This is a genomic window from Corynebacterium qintianiae (genome assembly GCF_011038645.2).
In the GTDB taxonomy this organism is placed as follows: Bacteria; Actinomycetota; Actinomycetes; order Mycobacteriales; family Mycobacteriaceae; genus Corynebacterium; species Corynebacterium qintianiae.
The window spans coordinates 2175470-2202436 of the sequence record NZ_CP064955.1; the positions used below are offsets into that span (position 1 = coordinate 2175470).

Genomic DNA, 26967 nt, shown 5'->3' on the forward strand with positions numbered 1-26967 from the left:
AATGTCCGACGCGTTTTCCCAGGTGGTCACAATCCAGGAAAGCTTGACTGTGACATCGGGCGGATGATGTATTCGCAGACGCGCCCGACCCGGAACTTCCCACAGAACGGTTGCGCTATCCCACCCATTAAACTACGCTTTTCGATGTGACTTCAACGAGCTCCTTGACCCAGTGGTGGTGGCGCGCGTAAGCGGCGTGCCACCGGCGTTGAATCTCCCCATGGCCCGCCAGCTTGGACAAACCAGGCACCGCGGGTCTTTTGCTACCAGTACCCTCGGTGCAGAGAACACAAACCAAGGATGAACTGATGAGCAACCCCCCACCCGAGGTCAGACGCGTGGACGTGAAGTACCACTCCAACGCCTCCAACTTATTCGCCCACCTGGGCGGGACAAAAGCGGTAGATGCCGTCCTTCTCGAGTCCGCGGACATTACCACGAAGTCGGGTCTCCAATCCGTGGCGGTGCTGGGGGCGTCGATACGCGTCACCTGCAATGGCTCCCGCGTGCAAGCCGTGCCACTGACTGCCTCGGGTGAGGTCGTCGCCCGGCGGCTGAGCGAACAGCTGGAGCAGTACCGGGTGGGGGAGAACACCTACGAGTTCCCCTCGTCCGATGCCGCCGACGAGCGGGAGCGCCTCACCGCCGTCTCCAGTGTCGAGGTGCTGCGTGCCCTGACAACGCGTGCGGGGTACCAGGAGGGAGATTTCCCCTTCCTAGCCGGCGGCATGGCTTTCGACTACCTTGCCACATTCGAAGACCTCCCCGCCGTGGGTGAATCCGCGAACGGGTACCCCGACTACCAGTTCGTGCTGGCGGAGACGCTGCTGCGCATCGACCACCAGTCGCGCACCGCGTACCTCACCGGGATAAGCTTCGACGGCACCGAACCCGAGCTTGACGACCTGGTGGAACGCATCGGTTCCGCCGACCCCGACGACACGCATGCCTACGAGCCCGCCGAGCACCCGAGTACGACACTCACCGTGACCGCCGACATCACCGACGAACAGTTCCGTGCCGACGTGGACAAACTCAAAGGCGACATCTACAACGGGGACATTTATCAGGTCGTGCCAGCGCGCACCTTCACCACCGCGTGCGTGGACGCGTTCGCGGCCTACCAGCGGCTGCGCGAGACCAACCCGTCACCGTACATGTTCTATGTGCGCGGCGTGGGCCGTGACGGCGCACCGTACGAACTCTTTGGCGCCTCCCCTGAGTCCAACCTGAAGTTCAGCGCAGCCACCCGCGAAGTGCAGCTGTACCCGATCGCTGGCACGCGGCCGCGTGGGCTCAACCCCGACGGCAGCGTCAACCACGAGCTGGACACCCGCATGGAGCTGCAGCTGCGCACCGACGCCAAGGAAGTCTCCGAGCACACAATGCTTGTGGACCTCGCGCGCAACGATATGGCGCGCGTCGCCGTACCCGGCACCCGCCGCGTCGCCGACCTGCTGCAGGTCGACCGCTACTCGCGGGTCATGCACCTCGTCTCCCGGGTCACGGCCACCCTGGCCCCGGACCTCGACGCGCTCGACGCGTACCGTGCCTGCATGAACATGGGCACGCTGACGGGCGCGCCAAAAATCCGCGCCACCCAGCTGCTCCGCGAGCTCGAGGGCACGCGCCGCGGGTCGTACGGCGGGGCGATCGGCTACCTTTCCGGCACCGGGGACATGGACAACTGCATCGTGATCCGCAGCGCCTACGTGACGGGCGGCATGGCCGCGGTACAAGCCGGGGCCGGGGTTGTTCGCGACTCGAACCCGCAGGCGGAAGCCGACGAAACGCTGCACAAGGCGTATGCGGTCCTCCACGCCATCGCGCTCGCTGCTGGAGCCCAGCTGGAGGTCATCGCATGAGCGGCATAGTTCTCCTAGACAACCAGGATTCCTTCGTTTACAACCTCGTCGACGCTCTGCGCGACTTCGACGCCACCGTCTACCGCAACACGGTTCCGGCGAGCCGGGTGCTCGACGCCGAGCCCGACCTCATCGTGCTCTCACCCGGCCCGGGATATCCCGCGGATGCCGGCAGCATGATGGAGCTTATCGACGCCGCCCAGGGCCGCATCCCGGTTCTCGGTATCTGCCTCGGCTTCCAGGCACTGGTCGAGCACTTCGGTGGGCGGGTACAGCCGTGCGGCCCGGTGCACGGGGCGTCGATAAGCATGGAACTCGAACCGGCAGGGATCAACAGCGGGCTCTTCAGCGGTCTGACCACTGACGACTCGCCTGGCGCCGACGGCCACAGAGTCCCCAGAGTCCCCGTCGCACGCTACCACTCGCTCGGCACCGTGGACATGCCGGTCGGCATGCACTCGCTCGCACGCACGGACACACAGCTGGGCCGCGTGGTCATGGCCGCGCGCAGCGACGACTATAAGTCGATTGGCCTGCAGTTTCACCCCGAATCCATCCTCACCCCCGCGGGCCCGCTCATCATCGAGCGCTGCGTGGCCGAACTGATGAAAGGACGCTAACCATGGCGAGCGACAAATCCCTGAATATACTGAAACGCTTCCTGGACAACCCCGCACCCACGCTCGAGGAAGCCGTCGAGGCATTCACCCCGCTGACCATCGGCGACTACGACGACGTCCACATTGCCGCGCTGCTGGCCACTGTGCGCACCCGCGGTGAGACCTTCGCGGACGTCGCCGGTGCCGCGCGCGCTTTCCTCGCCGCCGGTCGCCCATTCCCCGTCACCGGAGAGGGGATCATGGACTCCGCGGGCACAGGTGGCGACGGTGCGAACACCATCAACATCTCCACTGCCGCATCGCTCACCGCGGCGGCGGGAGGTGTGAAGATGATCAAGTGCGGCAACCGCTCGGTGTCTTCGAAATCCGGTTCGGCCGACGTCCTCGAGGCGCTGAACATCCCGCTGGACCTCAATCCCGAGCGGGCGGTGCGCCAATTCGAGGCGGCTAACTTTACGTTCCTTTTCGCCCCGGCCTACAACCCCGCGATCGCGCACGTGCAGCCGGTGCGCAAGGCGCTCGGCGTGCCCACTCTCTTCAACACGATGGGGCCGCTCTTGAGCCCGGCACGCCCGGAGTTCCAAATAATGGGAATCGCCCGACCATCTATGGGGCCTATTGTGGTGGAGACCATGAAAGAACTGGGCAGGTCACGAGCCCTGGTGGTGCACGGTGCTGGCACCGACGAGATCGCCGTGCATGGAGAGACCACGGTGTGGGAGCTGCGCGATGGCGAGATCACGAACTACACCGTCACACCGGACGACCTCGGTGTGCACACGCACTCGCTCGAAGACCTGCGCGGCGGCGACGGTGAGGAGAACGCCCGCCACATGCGCGCGACTTTCGCGGGGGAGGGGCCGGATGCGCACCGCGACGCCGTCGCGGCGACCGCCGGCGCGATGTTCTACCTCTACGGCAAAGCAGACTCGATCCGCGAGGGTGTCGACCACGCCCAAGGGTTGCTGAGCGACCGTACCGTCGAAACGTGGCTACGCAACCACGAGGAGGCCGATTACAGTGACTAAATTACCTACGGTTCTTGAGGGGATAGTCCAGGGCCGTTTTCGTCACCTTGACGAAATTAAGGCCCGTCTGACGGGCGTGGATCTCGCTACCTTGCCGCGCTCAGAACGCTCGCTATACAATTCGCTCGCCCGCGGAGGAACGCAATTCATCATGGAATGCAAATCCTCCTCGCCCTCACTCGGCACGATCCGCGAGCACTACGAGCCGGGCGAGCTCGCCTCAATCTACTCCCGGTACGCCGCGGGCATCTCGGTGCTGTGTGAACCGGACAAGTTCGGGGGAGACTACGACCACCTCGCTACCGTCGCCTCATTAACCCATCTTCCGGTGCTGTGCAAAGACTTTATCGTCGACGAAATTCAGGTGTACGCGGCGCGCTACTTCGGGGCCGACGCCATCCTGCTCATGCTGAGCGTGCTTGACGACGCCTCCTACACGCGGCTCTCCACGCTCGCGGAGCACCTGGGACTGGACGTCCTGACGGAAGTAATCGATGAGGAGGAAGCGGGGCGCGCCGCTCGCCTTGGCGCGCGGATCTTCGGAGTGAACCACCGTAACCTGCATGACCTTTCCATCGACCTCGAGCGCTCCGCTCGGCTCGCACCCCTCGCTCCGGAGGGAGCGCTTATCGTCTCCGAATCCGGGGTGCGCGATGTCGCGACGGTTCGTCGTCTCGGCAGCCACTCCGACGGATTCCTTGTCGGCTCCCATCTCACCGGCCAGCCGGACGTGGACCTTGCTGCACGCATGCTGGTCTACGGACCGAACAAGGTGTGCGGGCTCACTTCGTTGTCTGCGGTGCAGGCAGCGCGCGCTGCGGGTGCCGTCTACGGCGGCCTTATCTATGAGAGCCCGTCCCCGCGCAATGTTTCACGTGAAACATCGGCGGAAATTATCTCCCACGAGCCGCACCTGAAGTACGTCGCCGTCTCGCGAAGGACTAACGGGTGGGCCGAACTGCTTCAAGACGGTGTTCACGCCGTACAGGTCCACGCCCCTTTCCAGGGCTCCATTGACGCAGAAATCGACCTAATGGACAGCGTTCGCTCCCAGGTAGGCGACGGGGTCGAGGTCTGGCGTGCGGTGTCCATGACCCGGCCGGAGGGTGCTCAACTGTCCACCGCTCTCCTCGGGAGCGCCGACAAGCTCGTGCTCGACGCCCAAGACGGCGGATCCGGCGCGCCTTTTGACTGGAACGAGGTGCCGGAGGACGTGAAAGATCACGCTCTGCTTGCTGGCGGCATAGGCCCCCAAAATGTGGCGGACGCCCTGCGGGTGGGCTGCCTTGGTGTCGACCTCAACTCGGGAGTCGAATACCCGGCAGACGCGGGGGAGTGGGCCGGCCGCAAGGACTCCGCGGCCTTAAGACGCACGTTCACGACTATCCGAAATTTCCACTTCTAAGGAACTGACTATGGCTGAGATATTCAAGGACGGCGGGCGCACTATCCTGCCCGCTTACTACGGCGAGTTCGGCGGGCAGTTCGTCCCCGAATCACTGCTCCCCGCTCTCGACGAGCTGGAGCGGGCGTTCGTCACCGCCTTCAACGACGAAGAATTCATGACCGAATACCGCGCACTGCTTCGCGACTACCTCGGTCGCCCAACCCCGCTCACCGAATGCCGTAACCTGCCACTTGGCGGCGCAAACGCACGCATCTTCATGAAACGCGAGGACCTCGTCCATGGCGGAGCTCACAAGACCAACCAGGTGATAGGCCAAGCGCTCCTGGCGAAAAAGATGGGTAAGAGGCGCATCATTGCCGAAACCGGTGCCGGCCAACACGGCACCGCCACTGCGCTAGCATGCGCACTGCTGGGCCTCGATTGCGTCGTCTACATGGGCGTGGAGGACATGGCCCGCCAAGAACCCAACGTGTACCGCATGCGGCTCATGGGCGCCGAGGTCGTGGGAGTGAACTCCGGATCAGGCACCCTCAAGGACGCGGTAAACGAGGCGCTGCGCGACTGGACCGCCACGTTCCACGACTCCCACTACCTCCTGGGCACCGCCGCTGGCCCGCACCCGTTTCCGAAGATGGTCAAAGAGTTCCACCGCATCATCTCCACGGAGGCACGGGCGCAGATACTGGATCGCATTGGCAAACTACCCGACGTCGTGGTCGCGTGCGTCGGAGGCGGTTCCAACGCCATCGGCATGTTCGCGGACTTCATCGACGATGAGGGAGTCGAGCTCGTCGGCGCCGAACCCGGCGGCGAAGGGTACGGCGTGGGCAGACACGGCGCGGCCATCGCGGCCGGAACGGTGGGTATTCTCCACGGCACGAAGTCCTACCTCATGCGCGACGAAGACGGCCAGGTCGAAGAGTCCTATTCCATCTCCGCCGGTTTGGATTACCCGGCCGTCGGCCCCGAGCACGCGCACCTGGCCGCATCCGGCCGCGCCCAGTACGTCCCCGTCACCGACGGCGATGCGCTCAAAGCATTCCAGATGCTGAGCAGGTACGAAGGCATTATCCCCGCGCTTGAGTCTTCGCACGCCTTCGCCTACGCGCTGCAGCGCGCCGCGGAAGCGCCGGCGGAGGGCGAGCCGCTTACTATTCTGGTCTCGCTCTCGGGGCGCGGGGACAAGGACGTCGCCCACGTGCGCAAGAACCTGGACGAGCACCCCGAGTTCCTCATCGACAACGCAAGGGAGCAGTAACCATGACCCGCTACGACACCGCGTTTGCCGCGCTGAAAGAGAAGAACGAGGGAGCGTTCGTGCCCTTCATCATGCTCAATGATCCAAGCGTGGAGGACTCGATCGAAATTATCTCCGCCGCGGTCGAGGCTGGCGCCGACGCCCTCGAGCTCGGGGTGCCCTTCTCCGACCCGGTGGCCGACGGCCCCGCGATCCAGAAAGCGCACGTTCGCGCCCTCGACGGGGGCTCCACCGTACGCAAGGCCCTCGACGTGGTCCGTGAGATCCGCTCCCGCTACCCGGACCTTCCCATCGGCATGTTGATTTACGCCAACGTGGCCTACGTCCGTGGGGTGGATCGTTTCTACCGCGAGTTTGCCGAGGCCGGTGCAGACAGCATTCTGCTTCCCGACGTCCCGGTGCGCGAAGGCCGGCCGTTCGATACCGCCGCCTTGGAGGCAGGAATCGATCCGATCTATATCGCGCCCGCGAAAGCGTCCGCCGAAACCTTGGCGGGTGTCGCCGCCCACTCGAAGGGATACATTTACGCCATCTCGCGCGACGGTGTGACCGGTACCGAACGCGAGTCCTCCGTGGAGGGGTTGCGCGAGGTGGTTGAGAACGTCAACAGCTACGGCGGGGCACCCGTTCTGCTCGGTTTCGGCATCTCTTCGCCCGAGCATGTCCGCGCGGCTATCGACGCGGGCGCAGCCGGGGCCATCTCGGGATCGGCCATCACCCGCATTATCGACGCCCATACCGAGGGCGAGCACCCCAATCCGGGGCGGGTCCGCGACACGGAGGCGCTGAAGCAGGAGCTGACATCCTTCGTGTCAGCTATGAAGCAGGCTACTATCGCATCATGACCTGCTCCCGCCGCCTATTTCTCCTCGGTACCGCAACCAGTTTCGCTGGCGCGTTCCTCGCCGCGTGCGGTCAAGAACCCACCGAAGACGTGGCCAAGACTGCCGTGCCCGTCGGCGGTTCGGTGATCCTGGACAAGTTCATCATCGCCCAGCCAACCGCCGGCCACTACGTGGCGTACTCCGCCACCTGCCCTCACGAGTTCAAGAAGATCACCGTCGCCCAGGGCGACACCGTGCGTTGCACGGCGCACGGTTCTACCTTCAACATCAACGACGGTTCTGTCGTGTCCGGGCCTGCGGTCCGCGGCCTCCGCGAGGTTCAACTGTTGGAAGAGGGCGACCGTCTCGTTGCCGAGGACGCCCAAGCGTAATTAAGTCCGCTTGTGGGGCACGGTCTTCGTAGACTGTGCCCCATGTTCTCATTTCTCAAAGATCCCCTCATCCAGGGCATCCTCGCGGCAGCGCTACTTGCTGTCCTCATTCCGGCGAGCGGAACCTTTGCCGGCGCCTTCGACATCTCAACCAAGCTCGCCATCGCGCTCCTGTTCTTTCTTTACGGCGCGCGCCTATCCACCGAGGAGGCCCTGCGGGGTCTGGCGAACTGGAAGCTCCACCTGACTATTCTCGCGTTCACGTTCATCGTATACCCGCTGATCGGTGTTGCCCTGCAGCCGTCGACCATGTTCATCAGCGCCCCGATGTACCAGGGGATCCTCTACGCCATGCTGGTGCCCTCAACGGTGCAGTCTTCCGTGGCGCTCACAGGCATTGCGAAAGGCAACATCTCCGGTGCCGTCGTGGCAGCAAGCGTATCTAGCCTCGTCGGCGTCCTCGCCACACCTCTGCTTGTGATGCTGCTCATGGGCGCGGGAGGCGGCATTAAGGTCGACGGCCGCGTGTTCATCAACATTGCTTTGCAGCTGCTCCTCCCGTTCGCCCTCGGCCAGCTCACCCGCAACTTCCTGCCCAAAGTGCGAGAGTTCGCCGCGAACAAGGCGACCAAGCAGGTCGACCGCGTCTCTATCTGGATGGTTGTCTACGCCGCGTTTTCCAAAGGCATGGTCGCCGGGGTGTGGGAAGAGGTGTCGGTCTGGGAAATCGTGTTCCTCATTGTCTTCTCCTTCGTCCTCGTCTTGGCCATGCTGTGGCTCACGCGCGCTGTTCCGCGGGCCCTCGGGTTCGGCTACGAGGACACGGTGGCCATCCAGATGTGCGGCACCCAGAAGTCCCTCGCCGCCGGCCTGCCGATGGCGTCGGTCATCTTCGGGGGAGCGGCCCTGGGCATCCTCATCGTCCCGCTCATGATCTACCACATGATTCAGCTCATGATCTGCTCAACCCTGGCGGCGCGCTACGCTCACAAGGCCCCAGCAACCACTTAAGGAGACGTTTCACGTGAAACATTACGTCCGCATCCATTACGCGGAACCGGACCTCGGCGGAGAACTGCTCAACATCGCCGAGCTCGAGGACGTCACGGAAGTTGAGTGCACGATGCTCCGCATGATCGAACTCGACCCGGCGGAGACCATCACGGGCATCTACGCGGAGGGTCGCGTGGTCGGCCGGGCTAACACACCGATGGGGACCGTGCCGCACCCGGACTCCTACGGCCAGTTCGACGGCATCACCGCCACGCGGATTTCCCGGGACGAATTTGAGGGGTTGTGGCAGGAAGCCCTCCACAAGCTCGGCTTGCCGGGCGCCTAGGGAACCAGCTTCAGCAGCCACAGCCGCGAGCAACCCAGAGAACTCAGTTGTCTTCCAGGTTCTCAGGGAATGTGGCGAACAGCGGCAGCGGCATCGCTTGGCGACGCAGCACGTCCCCCCACAAGTCGGCGGCCGCCGGGGCGATAACGTCGGACGGCAGGGCTGGAGCGACGAACCAGTCGCCGCGGGCAATCTCGTCGTGCAGCTGGCCCGGCGCCCACTCGGCGTACCCCGCGAACAACCGGAGGGCGTCGACAAGCTCGCCCAGCTCATCGGGTGAGCAGCGCAAATCCACCTGCGCGAGCCGGTTCGCCAGGCGGGTGAGTACCGCGTGGTCTTCGATGACCACTCCGTTGCGGGTCACAGCGACCCCGACCGCCGATTGCGAGCCCACGGGACCGCCCAGATACAGCGCCTGCGGCTGCGCGACCATATCCACCCACTCGGGCAGCACGTTGTGCACGGCCACCTCGCTTCGTCGGTTGAGGATGACTCCGAGGGTGGAACCCGCGCTGTGGTCGATGATGAGAACGACAGTGCGGGCAAACTCGGGCGAGATCATGCCCGGCGCTGCCACGAGCAGCATGCCGGGGGCCGGGTCGGAGCGCTCGAGGCCGTTGAATAGGCGGTCAGCGTAGAAGAATTCAGGCATTTTCCTGCTCCCACCATCGCTTGAGCTCGGCAATGGCCTCCTCGCGCTCGAGGGAACCGCGCTCTAAGCGCAACTCCTTCATGAAGCTCCACGCCCTACCCACGTCGGGTCCGGGGGAGAGCCCCAGGATGGACATGATCTCGTTGCCGTCCAGATCCGGCCGCACGCGCGCGAGATCCTCCTTCGCAGCGAGCTCCTCGATGCGTTCCTCGAGGTGGTCGTAGGTGCGCTGGAGGCGCTTGGCCTTCTTCGCGTTGCGCGTAGTGGAGTCCGCGCGTACCAGCTTGTGCAGACGCGGCAAGAGCTCACCCGCATCGGTAACGTAGCGGCGCACAGCTGAGTCCGTCCACTGGCCCTCGCCGAAACCGTGGAAACGCATGTGCAGGTAGACGAGCTGACCGACGTCCTCGACGACGTGCTTCGGGTACTTCAAGGCGCGCATCCGCTTACGGGCCATCTTCGCGCCGACAACCTCGTGGTGGTGGAAGGACACCCCGCCACCCTCCTTGACGGCGCGGGTGGCGGGTTTGCCGATGTCGTGCATCAGCGCCGCCCAGCGTAACTCCAGGTCGGGGCCCCCATCCTCGAGTTCGGTCGCCTGGCGCAGCACGGTAAGGGAGTGGCGGTAGACATCCTTGTGCTGCATGTGCTCGTCAGTCTCCAGCTGCAGCGCGGGGACCTCCGGCAGGATGTGCCCAGCGATGCCAGTGTCCACCAGCAGGTCCATGCCCTCCCACGGGCGCGCGCCCAACATGAGCTTGTCCAGCTCGGCCTGGACGCGCTCGACGGTAATGCGGTCGATCTCGCCGGCCATGTCGCGCATGGCCCCGAATACCCGGTCCGCCACGGAAAAACCGAGCTGGGAGACAAACCGGGCAGCGCGGAGCATGCGCAGCGGATCGTCGCGGAACGACACCTCGGGTGCCTGAGGGGTGTCCAGCCGCTGGCGGAGCACGTCGTCGAGGCCGCCGACGGGATCGTGGAAGGCCGGGGACATGCGCCCGCTGACAAGCGAGAGCTCGATGGCCATCGCGTTGCAGGCGAAGTCGCGGCGCACGAGGTCACCCTCGAGGGTGTCACCGAACGTGACCTCGGGGTTGCGCGTCACCCCGTCGTAGAGATCGGACCGAAACGTGGTGATCTCGATCTGCTGGCCCTGCTTGACGGCCGAGACGGTGCCGAACTCGATGCCCGTGTCCCAGGTCTTCTCGCCCCACTCGCCGAGAATCCCGGCAATGACCTCCGGGCGCGCGGAGGTGGTGAAGTCGAGGTCGTTGCCCAGCCGGCCCAGCATCGCGTCACGCACGGGCCCGCCGACAAGGTAGAGCGACTCGCCGCGCTCGTGGAACAGCGTCGCCAGCGGCTCGAGCAGCCCAGAGAGCTTATCGACGGCCCCTTGAGCCCGCGCCAGCAACGCAGCGGCGGCGTGAGGGTCGTCGGGGGAGGGGAGATCGAAAAGCTGGGGGTAGGTCTCAGGCGTTGTCACCCCGCCAACGATACCCGGCGCGCACACGCACCTATAAATACCGAAAACGCCGCGCAGGCAGATACGATAAGGCGGATGACTGACAACTCCCGCCCCACGCCGGGCCCGGGCCCGACTGAGGGCGGCCGTGCCGGCGGTGGGGGCGACAACGGCTCACGCCCGCGCAAGAGGCGCCGGCGCGGGTCTCGGCCTGCCTCGGGCGCGGCCGAATCTAGCGGCAACGGCCAGGGTGAGAAGGAGCCCAAGGACGGGGGAGGCAACCGCCCGGGACGCAGGCGCCGTGGCCGGGGCAAGGGGTCACACCAATCGCAGCAATCGCAGCAGTCGCAGCAGTCGCAAAAATCCCAGAACCCCCAAACCTCCCAGCGCTCCCGTGACGCGGGTAATGGCGACGAGCCAGGTGACAAAACCCCGAGGAAGAGCGGCTCCGGTCGCGGCCGCGGCTCGGGGCGCGGGCGGAACCAGCGGCAGAACACCAGCCGCTACCGCCAGAACCAGCGCCATTCCCAGTACGCGAACACCGCCATTGAGACGCGGGACGAGACCTCCGCGGGCGGCCTCGTCGTCTCCGGCATGGCGGAGGCCGTCGGTGCGGACGGCAGCGTGGACATGTCGCGCATCTACGTCGCGCTCATCGGACGTCTCGACCGCCGCGGTCGCCTCTTGTGGTCCATGCCGAAGGGCCACGTTGAGGAGGGTGAACACCAGTGGTCCACCGCCCAGCGCGAGGTGTGGGAGGAAACCGGCATCCGAGGCGAGGCGTTCGAGGAGCTCGGGGTGATCGACTACTGGTTCGTCTCCGACGGCGTACGCATCCACAAGACGGTGCACCACAACCTCCTGCGGTACGTCGACGGCATCCTCAACGACGAGGACCCCGAGGTCACGGAGGTGACGTGGGTGCCCATGAGCGAACTCATCGAGCACCTGGCCTACGCCGACGAGCGCAAGCTCGCCCGCATCGCCTACGACCGCATGCCTGACCTGGCAAGAAAGGAAGCCGACGCCGGAAGGGCGACACCGCGATGAGGCGCCCTCTCGCCGCCGGCACGGCCGCGCTGCTCCTCGCCGCCGCCGCGACACCGATGGCGGAGGCGCAGCAGACACAAGCGCAGGCCCAGGCACAGCCCATTCCCCTTCACCCCGACAACCCCGCTGTCGCCGATCAATGGGTCAACCCCGCCGTCCGCCCCGGGGAGGGGGAGACGGCCCAGGTTAGACTGCAAAGCTCCCCGGCCGTGCTGGGCGCCCATGACCCCCTGAGAGTGGCCCTGCTGGTGACCAACACCTCGGATGAGCCCCTCCAGGGACTCACCGTGACTCCACGGCGCGGACCGGCAACGGGGTCTGTGATGGACCAGCGGGTCGCCGCGGTGGCGAACCCTCTCGAGTACCAGGTCGTGGGCAGCGAGGTGGGCGTCGATACGCGGCTCGAGCCCGGCGAGAGCACCGAGCTGGAGCTGACGATCACCGAGGACGCGCTGCCGCTGCCCGGTATCTCAACGTATCCCATCATGTTCGTGCTCAGCGCGGTCAACGGAGCGCTTCTCGACACTGAGCGCTTCCACATCTCCATCCGCGGCACGCCCGACAACGCGCAGCCTGCCGGCATGACCGCGCTGTTCCCCGTTACCGCCCCCGTCGACATCGTTCCGGGTGAGACCGGTATCGCCCCCGGTGAGCCTCCGCTCATCCTCGCCAGTGAGGGGCTCGCGGAACAGCTCGCGCCGGGCGGGCGTTTGAGCTCGCTTATCGACGTCTACGCCGACGCCACCTCCCAGCCCGCCGTCGCCGAATCCACCTGTCTCGCTCTGGACCCGGCCCTCATTCAAACCGTCGACCGGATGGCCGGCGGGTACACGGTCGCTGACGAGCGTCCCGACCTGGTTGAGCCGCCACGGCGCCTGCGCGACTCCTGGGGCGGCGCCAAGGACAATGCTTCGGGGGAGCCCGGCCGCGGCGCAGCGGACGCCCAAGCGTGGCTGGACCGCGTCACTGCGCTTGCCGCCACCCAGTGCGTCGTGGCGCTGCCGTGGGCCAACACTGACCTCAATGCGGTCGCGCGCACCGGCGACGTATGGCTCATGCGCGAAGCCGTTGAACGCGGCCCCGCGACCCTCAAGGAAATCCTGGAGACGGAGAGCCTCACCAACACCGTGGTCCCGGGCGCGGGGTACGTGGTGCCCGGTGTCCCCGCGGCGCTGGGCTGGGCCGACCACTCCCGGTCCACCATCGACGACGAGGGGATGCAGGGTTCCTGGGAGCGCGCCCAGGGCACCGGGCCCACGCACAGGTCGGGCCCGGCGGACCCCGGAAACGCGACCGCGCTCGACCGCGGCGATGTGCCATCTATCGCCGACTCCGCGGCCCCCGAACCGGCGCGCCCGGTGCAGGTACTCGTCGCCTCCGGCACCGTCACCCACCCCGAGGAGCACCGCTTCTCCTGGGCCGCCCCCGGGGTCATGGCCGTGGAGTACCAGGACTCCCTGGCCACGGTGCTGGCCACGGTGGGCGAGCACCCCGAAACCACGGGCTACTCCGCCGAGGAGCCGCGCTACGACTACACACGCGACTCGCCCAAAGCCCGCTCCGTCAACGCCGCCAGCGCCGTCCACCTCGCAGCGCAGTCGGCGTGGACCTACCCGCCGGCATCCCCGGCTCCGGAAAGGGCACCCGCTCGGCAGGAGCCCGCGCCGATTTTGCTCAACCCGCCCGCGACGTGGGACGCGTCCAGCGCGGGCGACATCATGGCGGCGGTCCGCGACGTCATGGCCACGGGAGCGGCGCGGCCCATGTCCCTGGGGGAGTACCTGGCCGTACCCGACGGCACCGCGGTCCCCGCCGCCGATGCGGTGGGCAGCCCCCACAGCGACCCGACGATCTTTAGCGACACCGAAATCCTCACCGCGAGCCAGCAGTCCCGCTTCATCAACGATCTCTCCGGACTCTTGGTGGCGGACCCCGCCATCGCGCTGTCGCGCTACGGGTTCACGCTGCCACTGCGCCGCGACCTCCTCACGGCTCTGACCGTGAGCGGCAGGCGCGCGTACACCTACTACCCCCTCGCCGAGGAGGCCACGCGCCAGCGGCTGGCCGGTAGCCGCGACACCCTCAACGCGCTTCGCTCAGCCATCGCGCTGATTCCTCCCGGCAACGTCTACACGCGCACGTCGCCGGCCTCGCCCCTAGTCATCGTTGCGCGCAACGGATTGCCCCTGCCGGTGGACACCACAATCCGCTATCACGGGCCGGAAGGCGCAAAGCTCAACGTGCCACCCACGTTGCGCATCCCCGCTTACGGCTCGATCACCATATCGATGACCGCCGACCTCCCCGAGGAGCCGGGCGGCACCGACCTGCGCCTGTTCCTCGCGACGCCGCAGGGCGGGCAAATTTCCGAACCCGCCGACATCACCGTGCGCACCTCGGGCGCCGCGCTGCGCGGCTGGGTGATCCTCGCCGCGCTCGCCGTGTTCCTCGCCCTGATGCTCCTGTTCACGGTGGGCAGGAGGCGCCGCCAGAGCCCGCCCCCCGACTCACCACCGCACCGCAGCAGGCCGTAGCAACACCCGAACAGGAGAAACCCCGTGACTCAGCAGAACCCGAACCAGCAGCAGGCTGGGCTGCGCCGGCGCATCGTCACCCCGGCACCGCCGGCCCCCGTGCCGGTTCTGCGCGAGACCCCGCCCGCCCCGGTGGAGGAGGAGCGGGACCGGGACCGTTCCGCGTTGACCATCAGCCCCTCGGGTGAGGCCCTCGACATCCCGCGGGCACCTGAACCGGTGGAGTCGGCCGCCGCCGGGGAGGGCACCGCCACATCCAACTCCGACGTCGTGCGCTCCACCGGCTCCATGGCCGTGGCCACCCTGCTGTCGCGCATCACCGGGTTCATCCGCACCGTGCTCATCGGCGCCGCGCTCGGAGCCCCCGTCGCCTCCGCCTTCAACACGGCGAACACTCTTCCCAACCTCATCACGGAGATCGTGCTGGGCTCAGTACTCACCGCCCTCGTCGTGCCGGTGCTCGTGCGTGCGGAGAAAGAGGACCCGGACAGGGGCGCGGCGTTTATCCGCCGCCTGTTCACCCTCACGTTCACCCTGCTCGTCGTAGTCACCGTCCTCGCGGTGGCGACGGCTCCGCTGCTGACTCGGATGATGCTGGACGAAGACGGCGAGGTCAACGTGGTGCAGTCCACCGCCTTCGCCTACCTGCTACTGCCGCAGATCTTCTTCTACGGCATGTTCGCTCTGTTCATGGCCATCCTGAACACGAAAGAGCACTTCCGGCCCGGGGCGTGGGCACCGGTAGCCAACAACGTGGTGTCCATCGTGGTGCTGGCGCTCTACATGGCTGTGCCGGGGGTGCTTAACCCGGCCACGCCAGCGTCGACAAGCAATCCCCACGTCCTGCTACTCGGCATCGGCACGACCCTCGGAGTGGTGGCGCAATGCGCCATCATGCTGCCCGCGTTACGCAAACTCGGCATCGATCTGCGCCCGCTGTGGGGTATCGACGCCCGCCTGAAATCGTTCGGCGGGATGGCGCTTGCGATCATCGCCTACGTCGCCATCAGCCAGGTCGGGTACATTGTCACCACCCGCATCGCCTCCGTCTCCGACAGCTCCGCGCCGATCATCTACCAGCAGCACTGGATGCTTCTGCAGGTGCCTTACGGCGTCATCGGCGTGACGCTTCTGACCGCCATCATGCCGCGCCTGTCACGCAACGCGGCCGACGGGGATGACCGTGCCGTGGTGCGTGACCTGACGCTGGCGACCAAGCTGACCTTCATCGCCCTGATCCCGATCATCGTGTTCATGACCGCGCTCGGCCCGGACATCGGCCACGGCCTGTTCGCCTACGGCAACTTCGATGTCGAGCACGCGCGCATTCTCGGACTCGCGATCAGCTTCTCCGCCTTCACGCTGATTCCCTACGCGCTGGTCATGCTCCACCTGCGCGTGTTCTACGCCCGCGAGGAGGCGTGGACACCGACGTTCATCATCGCCGGCATCACCGCTGCCAAGGTCGTGCTCTCCATGATCGCACCGCTGGTCGCAGTCGATACGTCCATGGTGGTCATCCTGCTCGCCGCCGCAAACGGTTTCGGCTTCATCGCTGGAGCCGTCATCGGCGCCTTCCTGTTGCGGCGGAAGCTGGGCACGCTGGAGACGGTCTCCGTACTGCGCACCTCCGCGTGGGCGCTCGGCTCGGCCGTCGCCGGCATCGCCGCCGTGCTCGCCGTCAAGCTGCTGCTGAAGAACGGGCTGGGCCTGGACGTGCCACTCTTACTCAGCACCGGTCTCGGGCTCGCCGGTTTCGCCTCGATCGGTTACATCATCGAAATCGCCCTGCAGGGCCTCCTCTTCCTCATTATCACCGGTCTGGTGCTGTCACGCTCCGGCCTGCCCGAGGTGCAGAACCTCGGCCGCGCCCTGACCCGCGTGCCCGGCCTGGGCCGCTTCATCCGTCCCGACGAGGACAAGGCCCTCGAGGTGGGTGAGGTCGACCCGCGCGACGTGTCCACCCAGTTCCTGGCCGCCGATTCCTTCAACGCCTCGCCCGTGCCGCCTCCCATGTCGGCCGGCGTGGTGCGCGGCCCGCGCCTTGTGCCGGGCGCCGCCGTTTCCGACGGCCGCTTCCGCCTGATCCGCGACCACGGCTCATCCCAGTCCACCCGATTCTGGCAGGCCCGCGAGCTGTCCACGGGTAAGACCGTCGCGCTCACATTCGTCGACACCTCCGGGACAGCGCCGATGGCGCCGCCGACACCGCGCGAAGCCGCGATCAACGCCGCTGGCGTGGTGCGCCGCACCCGCAAGCTGGCCGGCCTCGCCCACCCCGCGGTGGCGGACAACATCCAGATCCTGTCGTACCGCTCAGGTGCGCTCGTGGTGGCCGACTGGGTTCCCGGCTCCAGCGTCAAGGCTGTCGCCGAAGCGGGCCGCACGCTGCACACCGAAGCCGTCGCCCACGCCCTGGCTCCGCTCGCCAGCGCGCTGGGCGCCGCCCACGAAGCCGGTGTGCCGCTCGGGCTGGACAACCGCAACCGCCTGCGCGTCTCCTCCGACGGCGTGGTCCGCCTCGCGTTCCCCGCCGTGCTTCCCGACGCCTCCCCCGAGGACGACGCCGGAGCCCTCGCCGCCGCACTGGAGCTGCTCTCCGCCGATGTCAGCTCGTCCGGGCTCGAGGAGGTCACCGCCGAGGCGCGCGCGCTTGCCGACGCCCCCACTACCGGGCCCGATGACTTCCGCGCTCTCGCCGGCACTTTGGAAAAACTCAGCCGGGCGAACGCCGCGGACGGCGACAGCGACACCGGCACGGAGCGGGGCACAGGCGACGATGGTTACGGAGAGGATCTTTTCCACGAGCCGACCGTCGAACCCGCACCCGAACCCCACGTCGAACCGGCGGAGCTCAGCGGCGGTTTCGGGCGCCGGGACTACCGTCCCATCTCGCTGCTGTTCATCTTGCTGCTCGCCATTTCGGCGGTCATGCTCATCGCAGCCCTGACGGCGTACCTCGTACGTACCCTCGGCGGCGACACCCCCAACGCTCCGATCGCGCAGCCGACCACCACGGCGCGGACGACCGCGACGGCAGAACCCACCGGGGTGGAGGTAGTCATCGGGAACCTCAACGCCAGCTTGTGGGGCGGTGCCACGGCGGCGCCCGCCCAGCTCGCGTTCGACGGTGACACCACCACAACGTGGAGCGGGACGCCCGGCTCCGGGTTAACGGCCACCACGAACCCGGGTGTGTCTTTCCTGCTCAACCAGGTCATCGTCACCGCCCCGACCACGGGTGCCGACTACCAGGTGTACGGCATCCCCGAATCGGCGGCCGGCGAGCAAGAGCTCTCCGACCTGCCCGAGCTCGCCAGCGGCAAGTTCCAGCTCGGTCAAAACTCCATCGACGTCGACCACGATGGCCGGCTGCGCGGCGTGGTGGTGTACTTCCCCAACAAGGCGGGCGCCCCGGCAGACGGGCCGGTGGAGCTGCGCGAGATCGCGCTCATCGGCAAAACGTTCTTCTAGCCACCGAGCGGTGTCACTCAATTGTGCGCCGCCCTCGCGTGGCGCCGCCCCGGCTCCGGCAGACTAGGCAGCGCAGGAGCATTCGGGGGATCACATCGGGGGACGTGACATGGAGCGGACAGACCAGCAGCTGGTGGAGGCATACAAGGCGGGGGATCCGCACGCGTTCGCGCAAATTGTGCGCAGGCACAAACCGCGGCTGGCCTACATCGCGCGGCGCTACGCCAGAAACGAGCAGGACACGCAGGACATCTTGCAGGAGGCGTTGTTCAAGGCGTCGAGAAGCATGCACACCTACCGTTCGGAGGCGGCGCTCTCGACGTGGCTGCACCGCCTTGTCATGAACACGGGTTTTGACCACGTCGCCGCCACGCGCAAGCGCTTGCGGGATGTGAGCATCGATGACACCGAGCGCGTCTCCGCCGACGTCAACCCGCTGCTTTCTCACGACCCGACGGCCGGAGTGGACCGCGCGATCGTGCTGCGCCAGGCCATTGAGGCGCTGCCCGCCGCGCAGCGCACGGCCCTGTTGCTTATCGACGTCGCGGGACTCACCGTCGAGCGGGCCGCCCGCGAGATGGGTGTGAAACCCGGAACGGTGAAGTCGCGCCGTTCCCGCGCGCGCGACGCGGTGGCGAAGGCGGTGGGCGACACCGGCGCGCGGGCCGTCTAAGCGAAGGGCCGGGCGGGCAGTACACTGGCCCGGAGATACTAGAGAACTTCGGGAGAGATGCACCGCCATGACCAATCCAGGCTTCAACTTTGTTGTGCCCACCACCAACGAGCCCGATGAGACCGCCAAGGCCGCTTCCATTGACACCGCGGCGAATGAGGTGCGCGACCTCATCGTGATCGGTTCCGGACCCGCCGGCTACACCGCCGCCCTCTACGCAGCACGCGCTGAGCTGAAGCCCCTGGTGTTCGAGGGCTACGAGTTCGGCGGCGAGCTGATGAACACCACCGAGGTGGAAAACTACCCCGGGTTCCAGAACGGCATCATGGGCCCGGACCTGATGATGGAGATGCGCGCCCAGGCCGAGCGCTTCGGTGCCGAGCTCACCCCGGAGCTGGTCGACCGCGTCGAGCTCAGCGGCGACGTGAAGAAGGTCTACGTGGGGGAGACGGAGTACCGCGCCCGCGCCGTCATCCTCGCCACCGGCGCCGCCCCGCGCTACCTCGGCATTCCCGGCGAGGCCGAGCTGACCGGCCGCGGTGTGTCCACCTGTGCCACCTGCGACGGGTTCTTCTTCAAAGACCAGCACATCGCCGTTGTCGGTGGCGGCGACTCCGCGATGGAAGAGGCCAACTTCCTCACCCGTTTCGGGTCCAAGGTCTCTATCATCCACCGCTCCGAGAACTTCCGCGCCTCCCAGATCATGCTGGAGCGCGCCCGGGCAAACGAGAAGATCGAGTTCGTCACCCACACCATCGTCGAAGAGGTTGTCGAGGCCGGCGGCAAGGTCGCCGGGCTGAAAGTGAAGAACGTGCAGACGGGGGAGAGCTCCGTGCTCGACGCCACCGCGATGTTCGTCGCCATCGGACACGACCCGCGCTCCGGTTTCCTCGGTGGCCAGGTCGCGACAGACAAGGCCGGTTACGTTGCGGTGGAGCAGCCGTCGACCAAGACGAACGTGCCGGGCGTGTTCGCCTGCGGCGACCTGGTGGACAACTACTACCGCCAGGCCATCACCGCGGCCGGCTCCGGTTGCCGCGCGTCCATCGACGCTGAGCACTACCTCGCGGGGCTACAGTAATGGGTATGCACGCACCGATTGATGTCACGCAGGCAACCTTCAAGTCCGAGGTTGTGGACGCCGAAATGCCGGTGGTAGTGGACTTCTGGGCCCAGTGGTGCGGCCCCTGCAAGAAGCTCAGCCCCCTCCTGGACGAGATCGCGGACGAGATGGGCGGGGCCGTGAAGGTGGTCAAGGTCGACGTCGACGCCGAACGCACCCTCGGCGCGATGTTCCAGGTCATGTCGATCCCGACGGTGATGATTTTCAAGGACGGCGCGGCCGTCGACACGCTCGTCGGGCTGCAGCCGAAGGACGAGCTCGTTTCGCGGATTCAGCAGCAACTCTGAGTAATATAAAGTTCTCTTTGTGTATGCCCGACCAGCCCGAAGAAAGGCGCCCAGTGACTGAAGTTCTCCGTGTCGGCGATTCGAGCGCCCGCGTCGCAGAGGTGCGCTCGACTCTCGCACGGCTGGGCATGCTCGACGGGTACGACGGCAGGGTCGGGGAGTGGAACTCCCGGCAGTTCTCCCGCGAGGAGCTGTTTTTCGACGCCCACCTGGCGGAGTGCGTCAAAGCCTTCCAGCAGTCCCGCGGCATCGTCCCCACCGGTGAGATCGACACCGTTACACTGCGGGAGCTGCGCGAGGCCTCGTACACCCTCGGAGCCCGCGTGCTCTCGTTTCGCCCCGGCCAGGTCATGGTGGGCGACGACGTGCGGCAGCTGCAGCAGCAGCTCCAAGAATTGGGCTTCTATTCCCACCGCATCGACGGCCACTTCAACAGGAAAACGCACGAGGCCCTGGTGAACTACCAGCTCAACTCGGGTTTGCAGGATGACGGCGTGTGTGGGTCCGACACCTTACACGCCCTGAGCCTGCTGGGCCGGCGCATCACGGGCGGCTCCGCCCAGGCGATCCGCGAGCGTGAGCGCGTACGCCAAGCCGGGCCCCGCCTGTCCGGCAAGCGCGTCGTGATCGACCCGAGTTTCGGGCTGGCGGACACCGGTATGACCGTTAACGGCCCCTACGGCGACATCACCGAGGAGGAGATCCTCTGGGACCTCGCCCAGCGCGTCGAGGGCCGCATGGTGGCCGCGGGCATGGAGACGATTTTTTCCCGCCCCCGCGGTGACAATCCGTCGCCGAAGGCGCGCGCCGAGCTGGCCAACAGCTTCAGCGCCGACCTGATTATCTCGCTGCAGCTCGATCGCTACCACAACGACAAGGCCAACGGCGTGGCCACCTTCTATTTCGGCTCCGAGCTCGGCGCGTCCTCGATGACGGGTGAGACCCTCTCGGGATTCATCCAGCGCGAGATTGTTGCCCGCACCGACCTGCGCAACTGCTTCAACCACGGCCGCACCTGGGACTTGCTGCGCCTGTCCAAGATGCCGGCGGTGGAGGTTGTCGCGGGTTACCTGACCAACCCGGACGACGTGAAGATCGTCGCTGACCCGCGCCAGCGCGACGCCATTTCTGAGGCCATCGTCGTGGCGGTCAAGCGCCTCTACCTGCTCGAGGAAGACGACAAGCCGACCGGCACCTACTCGTTCTCCGACCTGCTGCGCCAAGAACGCGCGATGTAAGTCACGGAAAGCTACGGGCAGTCAGCCGCCCACGGGGATCTCAGCCAGCAGGTCGGCGACTTCCCGCGCAGTCAGCATGTTGTGGGTGGGCGGCAGCTCCAAGCGTAGCCGCGGCACCACCGGATGCTCGCGGATGACGGTAAACCCCGCCGACTCCAGGATGGAGACCTCCACCAGCCCGATTGAGCTCGCCTCCCGTGCGATGCTGGCGCTCATGGCCGAGGCGGGCTCATTGGCGGGGTCGAAGCCGAACACTTCGAGGGCATCCGCCCCGCGCTGTGCGGCGGCCATGATAACGGCGTCGAGCAGGACGGATTCCCAGCCGCGCCGCAGCGCCGCGGTGTCGATATGCAGGCTGGTAACCAGCCATGCGTCATGGCTCGCAGGAGCCGTGGGCATCCGCACCGCGCCCGGGGCGTCTGCCGCGGGGCAGAACAGCACGGTCGCAAAAGCGCCCACCGAGGAGCGGGCCTCCGCGATGCTGAAACCCACCGTCCCCTGAGCGAAGGCGCGGGCCACCAGCCACGCGCCTTTGTCGGCTTCGGGGAGGGCGTGGGTGTAGGCGTCGCTAAGCGGATCAAGCTCCCAGAAGGTTGCGGTGGCCGTGCGGCGGTGGATGCGCGCGAGCGTCTCGTGCGTGACCGCTACGACGCTGGCCCGCGGGGAGCTCGATGCCGCCGCCACGGCCGAACCTTACTGCCCCTGGATGAGCGCCATGATGCGCTCGAGGTCGTCCCGGTCGCCGAACTCCACGACGATCTTGCCCTTGCGCTTGCCCATGGTGACGGAGACCTTGGTGTCCCACTCATCGGCGAGGCGCTCGGCGGCGTGCTCGAGGAACTCTGGCTGCGGCGCAGGCTCGCGCTTCGGTTTCTCCGGCTCGGCTCCCTGCCTGTTCAACAGGGTGACGGCCTCCTCGGTGGCGCGAACACTCATGCCCTCTGCCACGACGCGGTCGGCCAGCTTCTCCTGCTCCTCCGCGCCCGCCTTGAGGCCGAGCAGCGCCCGGGCGTGCCCGGCGCTGAGCACGCCCGCGGCGACGCGCCGCTGCACCGCCACCGGAAGGTTGAGCAACCGGATGGAGTTGGTGATACGCGGGCGGGAACGGCCCAGGCGGTCTGCCAGCTGCTCCTGGGTCACACCGAATTCCTCGAGCAGCTGCTGGTACGCGGCTGCCTCTTCCAGTGGGTTGAGCTGGACGCGGTGGATGTTCTCCAAAAGGGCGTCGCGGAGCATGTCCGCGTCGTTGGTTTCCCGCACGATGGCCGGGATGTGTTTCAGGCCGGCCTTGGACGACGCGCGCCAGCGCCGCTCGCCCATGATGAGCTCGAAACCCTCCGGGGTCTCGCGCACCACGATGGGCTGGAGCAGGCCGAACTCTTTGATCGAGTGGACCAGCTCCGCCAGCTCATCTTCGTCGAACACCTGGCGCGGCTGCTTCGGGTTCGGGAAGATCTCGCCGACCGGGATTTCCTGGTAGCGGGCACCCATCGGGATGGCGGACTTGGGGCGCTCCGACTGCGTGGCGACGCTGGGCGCACCCGGAATGACCGGCGCACCCGCAACCCGCTTCGTGGCACGGTTGCCGGTGCCAGCCTGCCCGCTCGTGCCGCTCGAGGTGCCGCCGAGGATCACGTCCGCGGCGCCGTTGCCGAGCCTTCCGGTCTTGCCGGTCTTGTCCATGGTTTCGACGGACTCGGTGCTAGACGGGATGAGGGCCGCCAGTCCGCGGCCGAGACCGCCCTTGCGTTCCTGTGCCATGTGCTTACTCTCCGTCCTCTCCACTGTCCTGCGAGCTATTTAGTTGTTCGGCCACCTCGGGGCTGACCCCGATCGGGCCTGTGGACTTGTGCGGCTGGAAGTCGCCGCGGTGTGCCAGCTCCCGCGCCGCGTCGAAGTAGGCGAGCGCCCCGCGGGACCCAGGGTCGTAATCGATCACGGTCTGGCCGTACCCGGGGGCCTCGGACACCTTCACAGAGCGGGGGATGACGTTGCGCAGCACGACCTCGCCGAATTGGGAGCGCACCTCGCCTGCAACCTCCTCAGACAGCTTCGTGCGGGCGTCGTACATGGTCAGCAGGATTGCCGAAATGTGCAGGTTGTGGTTCAGGTGCTCGCGGATCATGCCGATATTCCCCAGCAGCTGGCCGACCCCTTCCAAGGCGTAGTACTCGCACTGGATGGGAATAAGTACCTCATCCACCGCCGTCATCGCGTTGATGGTGAGAAGGCCCAGCGAGGGCGGGCAGTCAATGAAGACATAGTCGAACTGGTTGTCCTCCAGGAAGCCGCGGCGGATCGCGTCGTGGAGGCGGTACTCGCGCCGCACCAGGCTGACCAGCTCAATCTCCGCGCCCGCCAGGTCGATGGTGGCCGGGATGCAGAACAGGTTGCCGTTGCCGGGCGACGGCTGCATGGCGTCGGCAGCTTCGGCCTCGCCGATGAGAAGCTCGTAACTCGAGGTCGTGCCCGCGCGATGCTCCACGCCGAGTGCGGTCGACGCGTTGCCCTGTGGATCCAGATCGATCACGAGTACCTTCAGGCCCTGACGCGACAGCGCGGCGGCCATGTTTACCGACGTGGTGGTCTTGCCCACCCCGCCCTTCTGATTGGCCACCGTGAACACGCGGGCCGCGTCGGGGCGCGGGAGGGTGTCTGTGCCGGACACCACGCGCGCGGCGCGCCGCGCCGCCGCAGCGATGGGGGTGTCGTCCCACTGCTGGTCGTCGTTGTGCTCCTCCGTCATGCGCGCGGCCTCCCGGTCGTTCCCCGAATCATCCATGCCAACTCTAGTGCGTTCGCCTGATGCGGATAAGCGTGGTCGGCTGCTCCAGCACGGTGCCGCCGACGGTGAAAATTTCGGCCTCGCCGCCTTTCGCCCGCTTGATGTCGCGGGCGTCACGCTCAAGTTCCTCGCCGACCGATTCACCCTTCATTGCGATCATCGCGCCGCCGACCTTGACCAGAGGCAGCGACCAGCTAGCAAGCTTGCCCAGTGGGGCGACCGCGCGGGACGTCACAGCGTCGAAAAGCGCCCTGCCCTGTTCCTCGGCCCTGCCGCGCACGACGGTGACGTTGTCCAGACCCAGCTCCTCCACAACCTCACCCAGGTAAGTGGAGCGCTTGAGTAGCGGCTCGATGAGCGTGACGTGGAGGTCGGGCCGGGCGATCGCCAGCGGAATGCCGGGTAGTCCCGCGCCCGAGCCGATGTCGGCAACGCTGCACCCCTCATCGAAGGCCTCCGAGATGACGGCGCAGTTGAGCAGGTGGCGGCTCCAGAGACGGTCCACCTCCTTCGGACCGATGAAACCGCGCTCGGCGGCCACCGTCGCCAGCGAGTGATGGTAGGCCTCGGCCAGCGGCAGACGCTCGCCGAATACTGCGGCTGCGACGGAAGGAGTGGGGGAGGGCTGCGACATGGTACCGACTCTAGTAAACGGCCCCGACATAGAAACAACCGCCGTCCCAGGCGATGGGGCGGCGGTTGACGGGGGCGTCGCTGGGCGAAAGGCTACTTGCCCTGCTTGCGCTGCTTCTTCGTGCGCTTGTCCACCTTGCGCGCGGCAACCTCGGGGGCGGAAGCTCGTTTGGCCTCGCGCTTCTGCTCGTCCTCGATGGCCTCTTCCTTGTCCATCTTGTCGAAGACGATGCGCGACTGGAAGAACGTCCACACGTTGTTGGCGAGCATGTAGAACAGCAGGCCGATGTGCCAGAGGAAGCCCGAGGCGAGGATCATGACGGGGAAGACCCAGAGCATCATCTTGTTCATCAGCTGCATTTGCTGCTGCATCATCTCGGCCTGCTCACCCACGGGGGCGGCCACCTTGCCGGCCGCACGGCGCTCGTTTTGGCGCTCAATGGACAGCCGGGCGTTGAGGTGCGTGAAGACAGCGGAGATGATCACCAGTGGCAGACACACCATAACGATGTCGGTGCGCGTGAAATCGAGTCCGGTAAACGCGGCGAAGGCGTCGGCCGGCATCGACATGTAAGCCGAGAGCGGCACACCGAAAAAGTCGGCGTCCAAGAAGGAACGCACGTCTTCCGGGGAGAAGATGTAGTTCGCGGTGTTCCGGTTCTGCTCGACCGACATGCCGAGCTGGCCCGGGCCGGTGCCCGTGCGGTTGAACGAGCGCAGCACGTGGAACAGACCGATGAACACCGGCATTTGCACCAGCGGCACGATGCAGGAGGCGAGCGGGTTGGTGCCCATCTCCTTGTACAGCTTCTGGGTCTCCTGCGCCATCTTTTGCTGGTCGTTCTTGTATTTGGCGCGGATCTCCTGCATCTTCGGCTGCATTTCCTGCATCCGGCGCATGGAACGCATCTGGTTCACCATCGGCTTGATCAGCAGGACGCGGAGGGTGAAGGTGAGGAAGACGATCGCCAAAATCCAGGCGATGCCGGAATCGGGCGAGAAGACGAATCCGAAAATTTTGTGCCAGAACCACAGCACCGCTGAGATTGGCCAGTAAATGAAATTCAGCACGTGAGGACGTTACTCCTAATCAGTCTCGGGTTCGGCCGGATCGACGCTTCCCGGCACGGGGTCGTATCCGCCCGGATGCCACGGACCGCACTTGCACACGCGGGCGGTGGCCATCAGGCTTCCTTTCGCTGCCCCGTGGCGGGCAACTGCTTCCAGCGCGTATGCGCTGCACACCGGCACGAATCGGCAGGTCCCACTCATCTTAAGGGGTGAGAGGTATTTTTGGTAAAGGCGCACCAGCCCTACGAGGCCTTTCGCCGGCGCTGAGGGTGCCGGCGGTATCTCCCCGCCGAGGAAGTTGTAATAGGCCACTAGCTGCTCTTTTGCTTGGCCAGCTTTTTCAGCGACGCGGCCGCGGCCTGCTCGAAGTCTTTCTTGAGCTCCGCGCTGGTGGCCTCAGCGGCAGGGGGTAAAGCGCGCACGACGATGTCGAGTTCCCGCGCGAGCTTGTCGACGCCGCCGAGCAGCACATGCCGCAGCCTTCGCGAGACGCGGTGCCGGACGACGGCGTTGCCGACCGCCTTAGACACGACGAGCCCGAACCTCGGACCGCCGGCCAGGGCGATGTCGGTTCGGGCTGATATGTGCACCACCAAGGTGCGGGACCCGGAGCGGGTGCGCGCCGACATCGTACGGCGAAAATCCGCAGACGACGTCAGCTTGTGCGCCTCGGGTAACACGGGCTTGTTGTTCCGGCGCTAAGGGGCGCCTACGCCGTGAGGCTGGAACGGCCCTTGCGGCGGCGTGCGGAAACGATGGCGCGGCCGGCGCGGGTGCGCATGCGGGCGCGGAAGCCGTGCTTGCGTGCGCGGCGACGGTTGTTCGGCTGGAAAGTCCGCTTGGACACGGAGAACTCCTTGAGATGTGTGCGACGGCCAGCGGCTGCGTTCCCGTTGCCGGAATATGCGGCCTCCCGGGGCTGTAGGCCGTCCCGGCGAGAAAGTTGAAGGTGAGATGCGGCGTTGCTTCCGCGTGGAGGGCGGAGGCGCTTTCGCGTGCCCCACCTGCGCCGACTCACCTTGTGTATCTGGTGGCCCGGTGCACTGCGCCGGTGGTGCTCTCAAGCACATCGGATATAACCAATGTGACAGACCATGCCAGACTACGCCACCGCACAAGGGGCGCACAAATCGGCCCTCCCGGTAGCTTCCTGCCCGGTGAGGGGTTACCCCCGTAATAACAAGGTTGTGGTTTTGCCCAGGTCGGGCCGCGAAACGCCGACACTTCCAGCGGTGCTGTGGGATCCCT

General features: G+C 66.5%; 26 protein-coding genes. 16 read left to right on the forward strand and 10 right to left on the reverse strand.

The genetic code is table 11. From position 1 onward, the window contains the following. Nucleotides 1-308: 308 nt before the first annotated feature. The 9 genes from G7Y29_RS10540 to G7Y29_RS10580 are packed head-to-tail and all read left to right on the forward strand — an operon-like array spanning nucleotide 309 to nucleotide 8734. The gene (locus G7Y29_RS10540; RefSeq protein ID WP_165003181.1) at nucleotides 309-1865 is read left to right on the forward strand and encodes an anthranilate synthase component 1; all 1557 of its coding nucleotides are present in this window, start codon (nucleotides 309-311) and stop codon (nucleotides 1863-1865) included. Then, the gene (locus tag G7Y29_RS10545; protein WP_165003179.1) at nucleotides 1862-2485 is read left to right on the forward strand and encodes a glutamine amidotransferase-related protein; all 624 of its coding nucleotides are present in this window, start codon (nucleotides 1862-1864) and stop codon (nucleotides 2483-2485) included. The genes G7Y29_RS10540 and G7Y29_RS10545 overlap by 4 nt, the downstream gene beginning before the upstream one ends. A gap of 2 nt (nucleotides 2486-2487) precedes the next feature. Continuing rightward, complete coding sequence (gene trpD, locus G7Y29_RS10550) at nucleotides 2488-3513, forward strand: anthranilate phosphoribosyltransferase (RefSeq protein WP_165003177.1); 1026 nt, start codon at nucleotides 2488-2490, stop codon at nucleotides 3511-3513. Beyond that, nucleotides 3500-4918 (forward strand): bifunctional indole-3-glycerol-phosphate synthase TrpC/phosphoribosylanthranilate isomerase TrpF, encoded by a 1419-nt coding sequence (gene trpCF / locus G7Y29_RS10555; protein ID WP_488153995.1) that lies wholly within the window; start codon nucleotides 3500-3502, stop codon nucleotides 4916-4918. Before trpD ends, trpCF begins: the two co-directional genes overlap by 14 nt. A gap of 10 nt (nucleotides 4919-4928) precedes the next feature. Next, nucleotides 4929-6179 carry a tryptophan synthase subunit beta gene (gene trpB, locus G7Y29_RS10560; protein ID WP_165003173.1) on the forward strand — a complete coding sequence of 417 codons (1251 nt, stop codon included), beginning with the start codon at nucleotides 4929-4931 and terminating at the stop codon, nucleotides 6177-6179. A gap of 2 nt (nucleotides 6180-6181) precedes the next feature. Continuing rightward, the gene (gene trpA, locus G7Y29_RS10565; RefSeq protein WP_165003171.1) at nucleotides 6182-7024 is read left to right on the forward strand and encodes a tryptophan synthase subunit alpha; all 843 of its coding nucleotides are present in this window, start codon (nucleotides 6182-6184) and stop codon (nucleotides 7022-7024) included. Further along, nucleotides 7021-7395 carry a Rieske (2Fe-2S) protein gene (locus G7Y29_RS10570; RefSeq protein ID WP_165003169.1) on the forward strand — a complete coding sequence of 125 codons (375 nt, stop codon included), beginning with the start codon at nucleotides 7021-7023 and terminating at the stop codon, nucleotides 7393-7395. Before trpA ends, G7Y29_RS10570 begins: the two co-directional genes overlap by 4 nt. Before the next feature lie 42 nt (nucleotides 7396-7437). Further along, nucleotides 7438-8406, forward strand: a complete 969-nt coding sequence (locus G7Y29_RS10575; protein ID WP_165003167.1) for a bile acid:sodium symporter family protein — start codon at nucleotides 7438-7440, stop codon at nucleotides 8404-8406. Between the two features lie 13 nt (nucleotides 8407-8419). After that, nucleotides 8420-8734, forward strand: coding sequence for a hypothetical protein (locus tag G7Y29_RS10580; RefSeq protein ID WP_165003165.1), 315 nt, complete (start codon nucleotides 8420-8422; stop codon nucleotides 8732-8734). 43 nt (nucleotides 8735-8777) lie between these two features. On the opposite strand, the gene G7Y29_RS10585 is transcribed toward G7Y29_RS10580, so the two are convergent. Then, nucleotides 8778-9386 carry a YqgE/AlgH family protein gene (locus tag G7Y29_RS10585; RefSeq protein ID WP_165003163.1) on the reverse strand — a complete coding sequence of 203 codons (609 nt, stop codon included), beginning with the start codon at nucleotides 9384-9386 and terminating at the stop codon, nucleotides 8778-8780. Then, nucleotides 9379-10800, reverse strand: coding sequence for a CCA tRNA nucleotidyltransferase (locus tag G7Y29_RS10590; protein WP_249399854.1), 1422 nt, complete (start codon nucleotides 10798-10800; stop codon nucleotides 9379-9381). The genes G7Y29_RS10585 and G7Y29_RS10590 overlap by 8 nt, the downstream gene beginning before the upstream one ends. Nucleotides 10801-10947: 147 nt before the next feature. On the opposite strand from G7Y29_RS10590, the gene G7Y29_RS10595 reads away from it, so the two are divergent. The 7 genes from G7Y29_RS10595 (at nucleotide 10948) to G7Y29_RS10625 (ending at nucleotide 21230) form a co-directional block, all read left to right on the forward strand. Beyond that, nucleotides 10948-11901, forward strand: coding sequence for an NUDIX hydrolase (locus G7Y29_RS10595; RefSeq protein ID WP_165003159.1), 954 nt, complete (start codon nucleotides 10948-10950; stop codon nucleotides 11899-11901). After that, nucleotides 11898-14435, forward strand: coding sequence for a hypothetical protein (locus G7Y29_RS10600; protein WP_165003157.1), 2538 nt, complete (start codon nucleotides 11898-11900; stop codon nucleotides 14433-14435). Before G7Y29_RS10595 ends, G7Y29_RS10600 begins: the two co-directional genes overlap by 4 nt. Nucleotides 14436-14459: 24 nt before the next feature. Then, a complete protein-coding gene (locus G7Y29_RS10605) occupies nucleotides 14460-17909 on the forward strand; it encodes a murein biosynthesis integral membrane protein MurJ (protein WP_165003155.1) in 3450 nt (1149 codons plus the stop codon). A 109-nt stretch (nucleotides 17910-18018) separates the two neighbouring features. After that, nucleotides 18019-18582, forward strand: a complete 564-nt coding sequence (locus tag G7Y29_RS10610) for a sigma-70 family RNA polymerase sigma factor (protein ID WP_165003154.1) — start codon at nucleotides 18019-18021, stop codon at nucleotides 18580-18582. A gap of 67 nt (nucleotides 18583-18649) precedes the next feature. Further along, nucleotides 18650-19663: a thioredoxin-disulfide reductase gene (gene trxB, locus G7Y29_RS10615; protein ID WP_165003152.1), complete on the forward strand. Its 1014-nt coding sequence runs from the start codon at nucleotides 18650-18652 to the stop codon at nucleotides 19661-19663. A gap of 5 nt (nucleotides 19664-19668) precedes the next feature. Beyond that, the gene (trxA, locus tag G7Y29_RS10620; protein WP_165003150.1) at nucleotides 19669-19992 is read left to right on the forward strand and encodes a thioredoxin; all 324 of its coding nucleotides are present in this window, start codon (nucleotides 19669-19671) and stop codon (nucleotides 19990-19992) included. Nucleotides 19993-20015: 23 nt separating this feature from the next. Beyond that, nucleotides 20016-21230, forward strand: a complete 1215-nt coding sequence (locus tag G7Y29_RS10625) for an N-acetylmuramoyl-L-alanine amidase (protein ID WP_196820152.1) — start codon at nucleotides 20016-20018, stop codon at nucleotides 21228-21230. A 21-nt stretch (nucleotides 21231-21251) separates the two neighbouring features. Here the strand turns inward: G7Y29_RS10625 and G7Y29_RS10630 are convergent, their stop codons facing one another. From G7Y29_RS10630 to rpmH, 8 genes are all read right to left on the reverse strand, one after another. Then, on the reverse strand, nucleotides 21252-21914 hold the full coding sequence (locus G7Y29_RS10630; RefSeq protein WP_165003146.1) for a hypothetical protein: 663 nt from the start codon (nucleotides 21912-21914) through the stop codon (nucleotides 21252-21254). Between the two features lie 9 nt (nucleotides 21915-21923). Beyond that, nucleotides 21924-22991, reverse strand: coding sequence for a ParB/RepB/Spo0J family partition protein (locus tag G7Y29_RS10635; RefSeq protein WP_196820153.1), 1068 nt, complete (start codon nucleotides 22989-22991; stop codon nucleotides 21924-21926). A gap of 4 nt (nucleotides 22992-22995) precedes the next feature. Next, nucleotides 22996-23976 (reverse strand): ParA family protein, encoded by a 981-nt coding sequence (locus G7Y29_RS10640; protein WP_165003297.1) that lies wholly within the window; start codon nucleotides 23974-23976, stop codon nucleotides 22996-22998. A gap of 43 nt (nucleotides 23977-24019) precedes the next feature. Next, nucleotides 24020-24649, reverse strand: a complete 630-nt coding sequence (rsmG, locus tag G7Y29_RS10645) for a 16S rRNA (guanine(527)-N(7))-methyltransferase RsmG (RefSeq protein WP_165003142.1) — start codon at nucleotides 24647-24649, stop codon at nucleotides 24020-24022. Between the two features lie 92 nt (nucleotides 24650-24741). Further along, the gene (yidC, locus tag G7Y29_RS10650; protein ID WP_165003140.1) at nucleotides 24742-25719 is read right to left on the reverse strand and encodes a membrane protein insertase YidC; all 978 of its coding nucleotides are present in this window, start codon (nucleotides 25717-25719) and stop codon (nucleotides 24742-24744) included. A 15-nt stretch (nucleotides 25720-25734) separates the two neighbouring features. Continuing rightward, nucleotides 25735-26031 (reverse strand): membrane protein insertion efficiency factor YidD, encoded by a 297-nt coding sequence (yidD, locus tag G7Y29_RS10655; protein WP_165003138.1) that lies wholly within the window; start codon nucleotides 26029-26031, stop codon nucleotides 25735-25737. Continuing rightward, the gene (rnpA, locus tag G7Y29_RS10660; protein WP_165003136.1) at nucleotides 26031-26399 is read right to left on the reverse strand and encodes a ribonuclease P protein component; all 369 of its coding nucleotides are present in this window, start codon (nucleotides 26397-26399) and stop codon (nucleotides 26031-26033) included. The genes yidD and rnpA overlap by 1 nt, the downstream gene beginning before the upstream one ends. Nucleotides 26400-26428: 29 nt before the next feature. Further along, nucleotides 26429-26566, reverse strand: a complete 138-nt coding sequence (gene rpmH, locus G7Y29_RS10665) for a 50S ribosomal protein L34 (RefSeq protein WP_006839039.1) — start codon at nucleotides 26564-26566, stop codon at nucleotides 26429-26431. Nucleotides 26567-26967: the final 401 nt, after the last annotated feature.

Excerpts from the sequence above, each read along its gene's own strand:
- G7Y29_RS10595 (WP_165003159.1), top strand. The coding sequence starts at position 10,948 with ATGACTGACAACTCCCGCCCCACGCCGGGCCCGGGCCCGACTGAGGGC.
- G7Y29_RS10545 (WP_165003179.1), top strand. The coding sequence starts at position 1,862 with ATGAGCGGCATAGTTCTCCTAGACAACCAGGATTCCTTCGTTTACAAC.
- G7Y29_RS10575 (WP_165003167.1), top strand. The coding sequence starts at position 7,438 with ATGTTCTCATTTCTCAAAGATCCCCTCATCCAGGGCATCCTCGCGGCA.
- G7Y29_RS10635 (WP_196820153.1), bottom strand. The coding sequence starts at position 22,991 with ATGGCACAGGAACGCAAGGGCGGTCTCGGCCGCGGACTGGCGGCCCTC.
- trpA (WP_165003171.1), top strand. The coding sequence starts at position 6,182 with ATGACCCGCTACGACACCGCGTTTGCCGCGCTGAAAGAGAAGAACGAG.
- G7Y29_RS10640 (WP_165003297.1), bottom strand. The coding sequence starts at position 23,976 with ATGACGGAGGAGCACAACGACGACCAGCAGTGGGACGACACCCCCATC.
- trpB (WP_165003173.1), top strand. The coding sequence starts at position 4,929 with ATGGCTGAGATATTCAAGGACGGCGGGCGCACTATCCTGCCCGCTTAC.
- trxB (WP_165003152.1), top strand. The coding sequence starts at position 18,650 with ATGACCAATCCAGGCTTCAACTTTGTTGTGCCCACCACCAACGAGCCC.
- trxA (WP_165003150.1), top strand. The coding sequence starts at position 19,669 with ATGCACGCACCGATTGATGTCACGCAGGCAACCTTCAAGTCCGAGGTT.
- trpD (WP_165003177.1), top strand. The coding sequence starts at position 2,488 with ATGGCGAGCGACAAATCCCTGAATATACTGAAACGCTTCCTGGACAAC.
- G7Y29_RS10570 (WP_165003169.1), top strand. The coding sequence starts at position 7,021 with ATGACCTGCTCCCGCCGCCTATTTCTCCTCGGTACCGCAACCAGTTTC.
- G7Y29_RS10600 (WP_165003157.1), top strand. The coding sequence starts at position 11,898 with ATGAGGCGCCCTCTCGCCGCCGGCACGGCCGCGCTGCTCCTCGCCGCC.
- G7Y29_RS10585 (WP_165003163.1), bottom strand. The coding sequence starts at position 9,386 with ATGCCTGAATTCTTCTACGCTGACCGCCTATTCAACGGCCTCGAGCGC.
- G7Y29_RS10625 (WP_196820152.1), top strand. The coding sequence starts at position 20,016 with ATGCCCGACCAGCCCGAAGAAAGGCGCCCAGTGACTGAAGTTCTCCGT.
- rsmG (WP_165003142.1), bottom strand. The coding sequence starts at position 24,649 with ATGTCGCAGCCCTCCCCCACTCCTTCCGTCGCAGCCGCAGTATTCGGC.
- G7Y29_RS10540 (WP_165003181.1), top strand. The coding sequence starts at position 309 with ATGAGCAACCCCCCACCCGAGGTCAGACGCGTGGACGTGAAGTACCAC.
- G7Y29_RS10610 (WP_165003154.1), top strand. The coding sequence starts at position 18,019 with ATGGAGCGGACAGACCAGCAGCTGGTGGAGGCATACAAGGCGGGGGAT.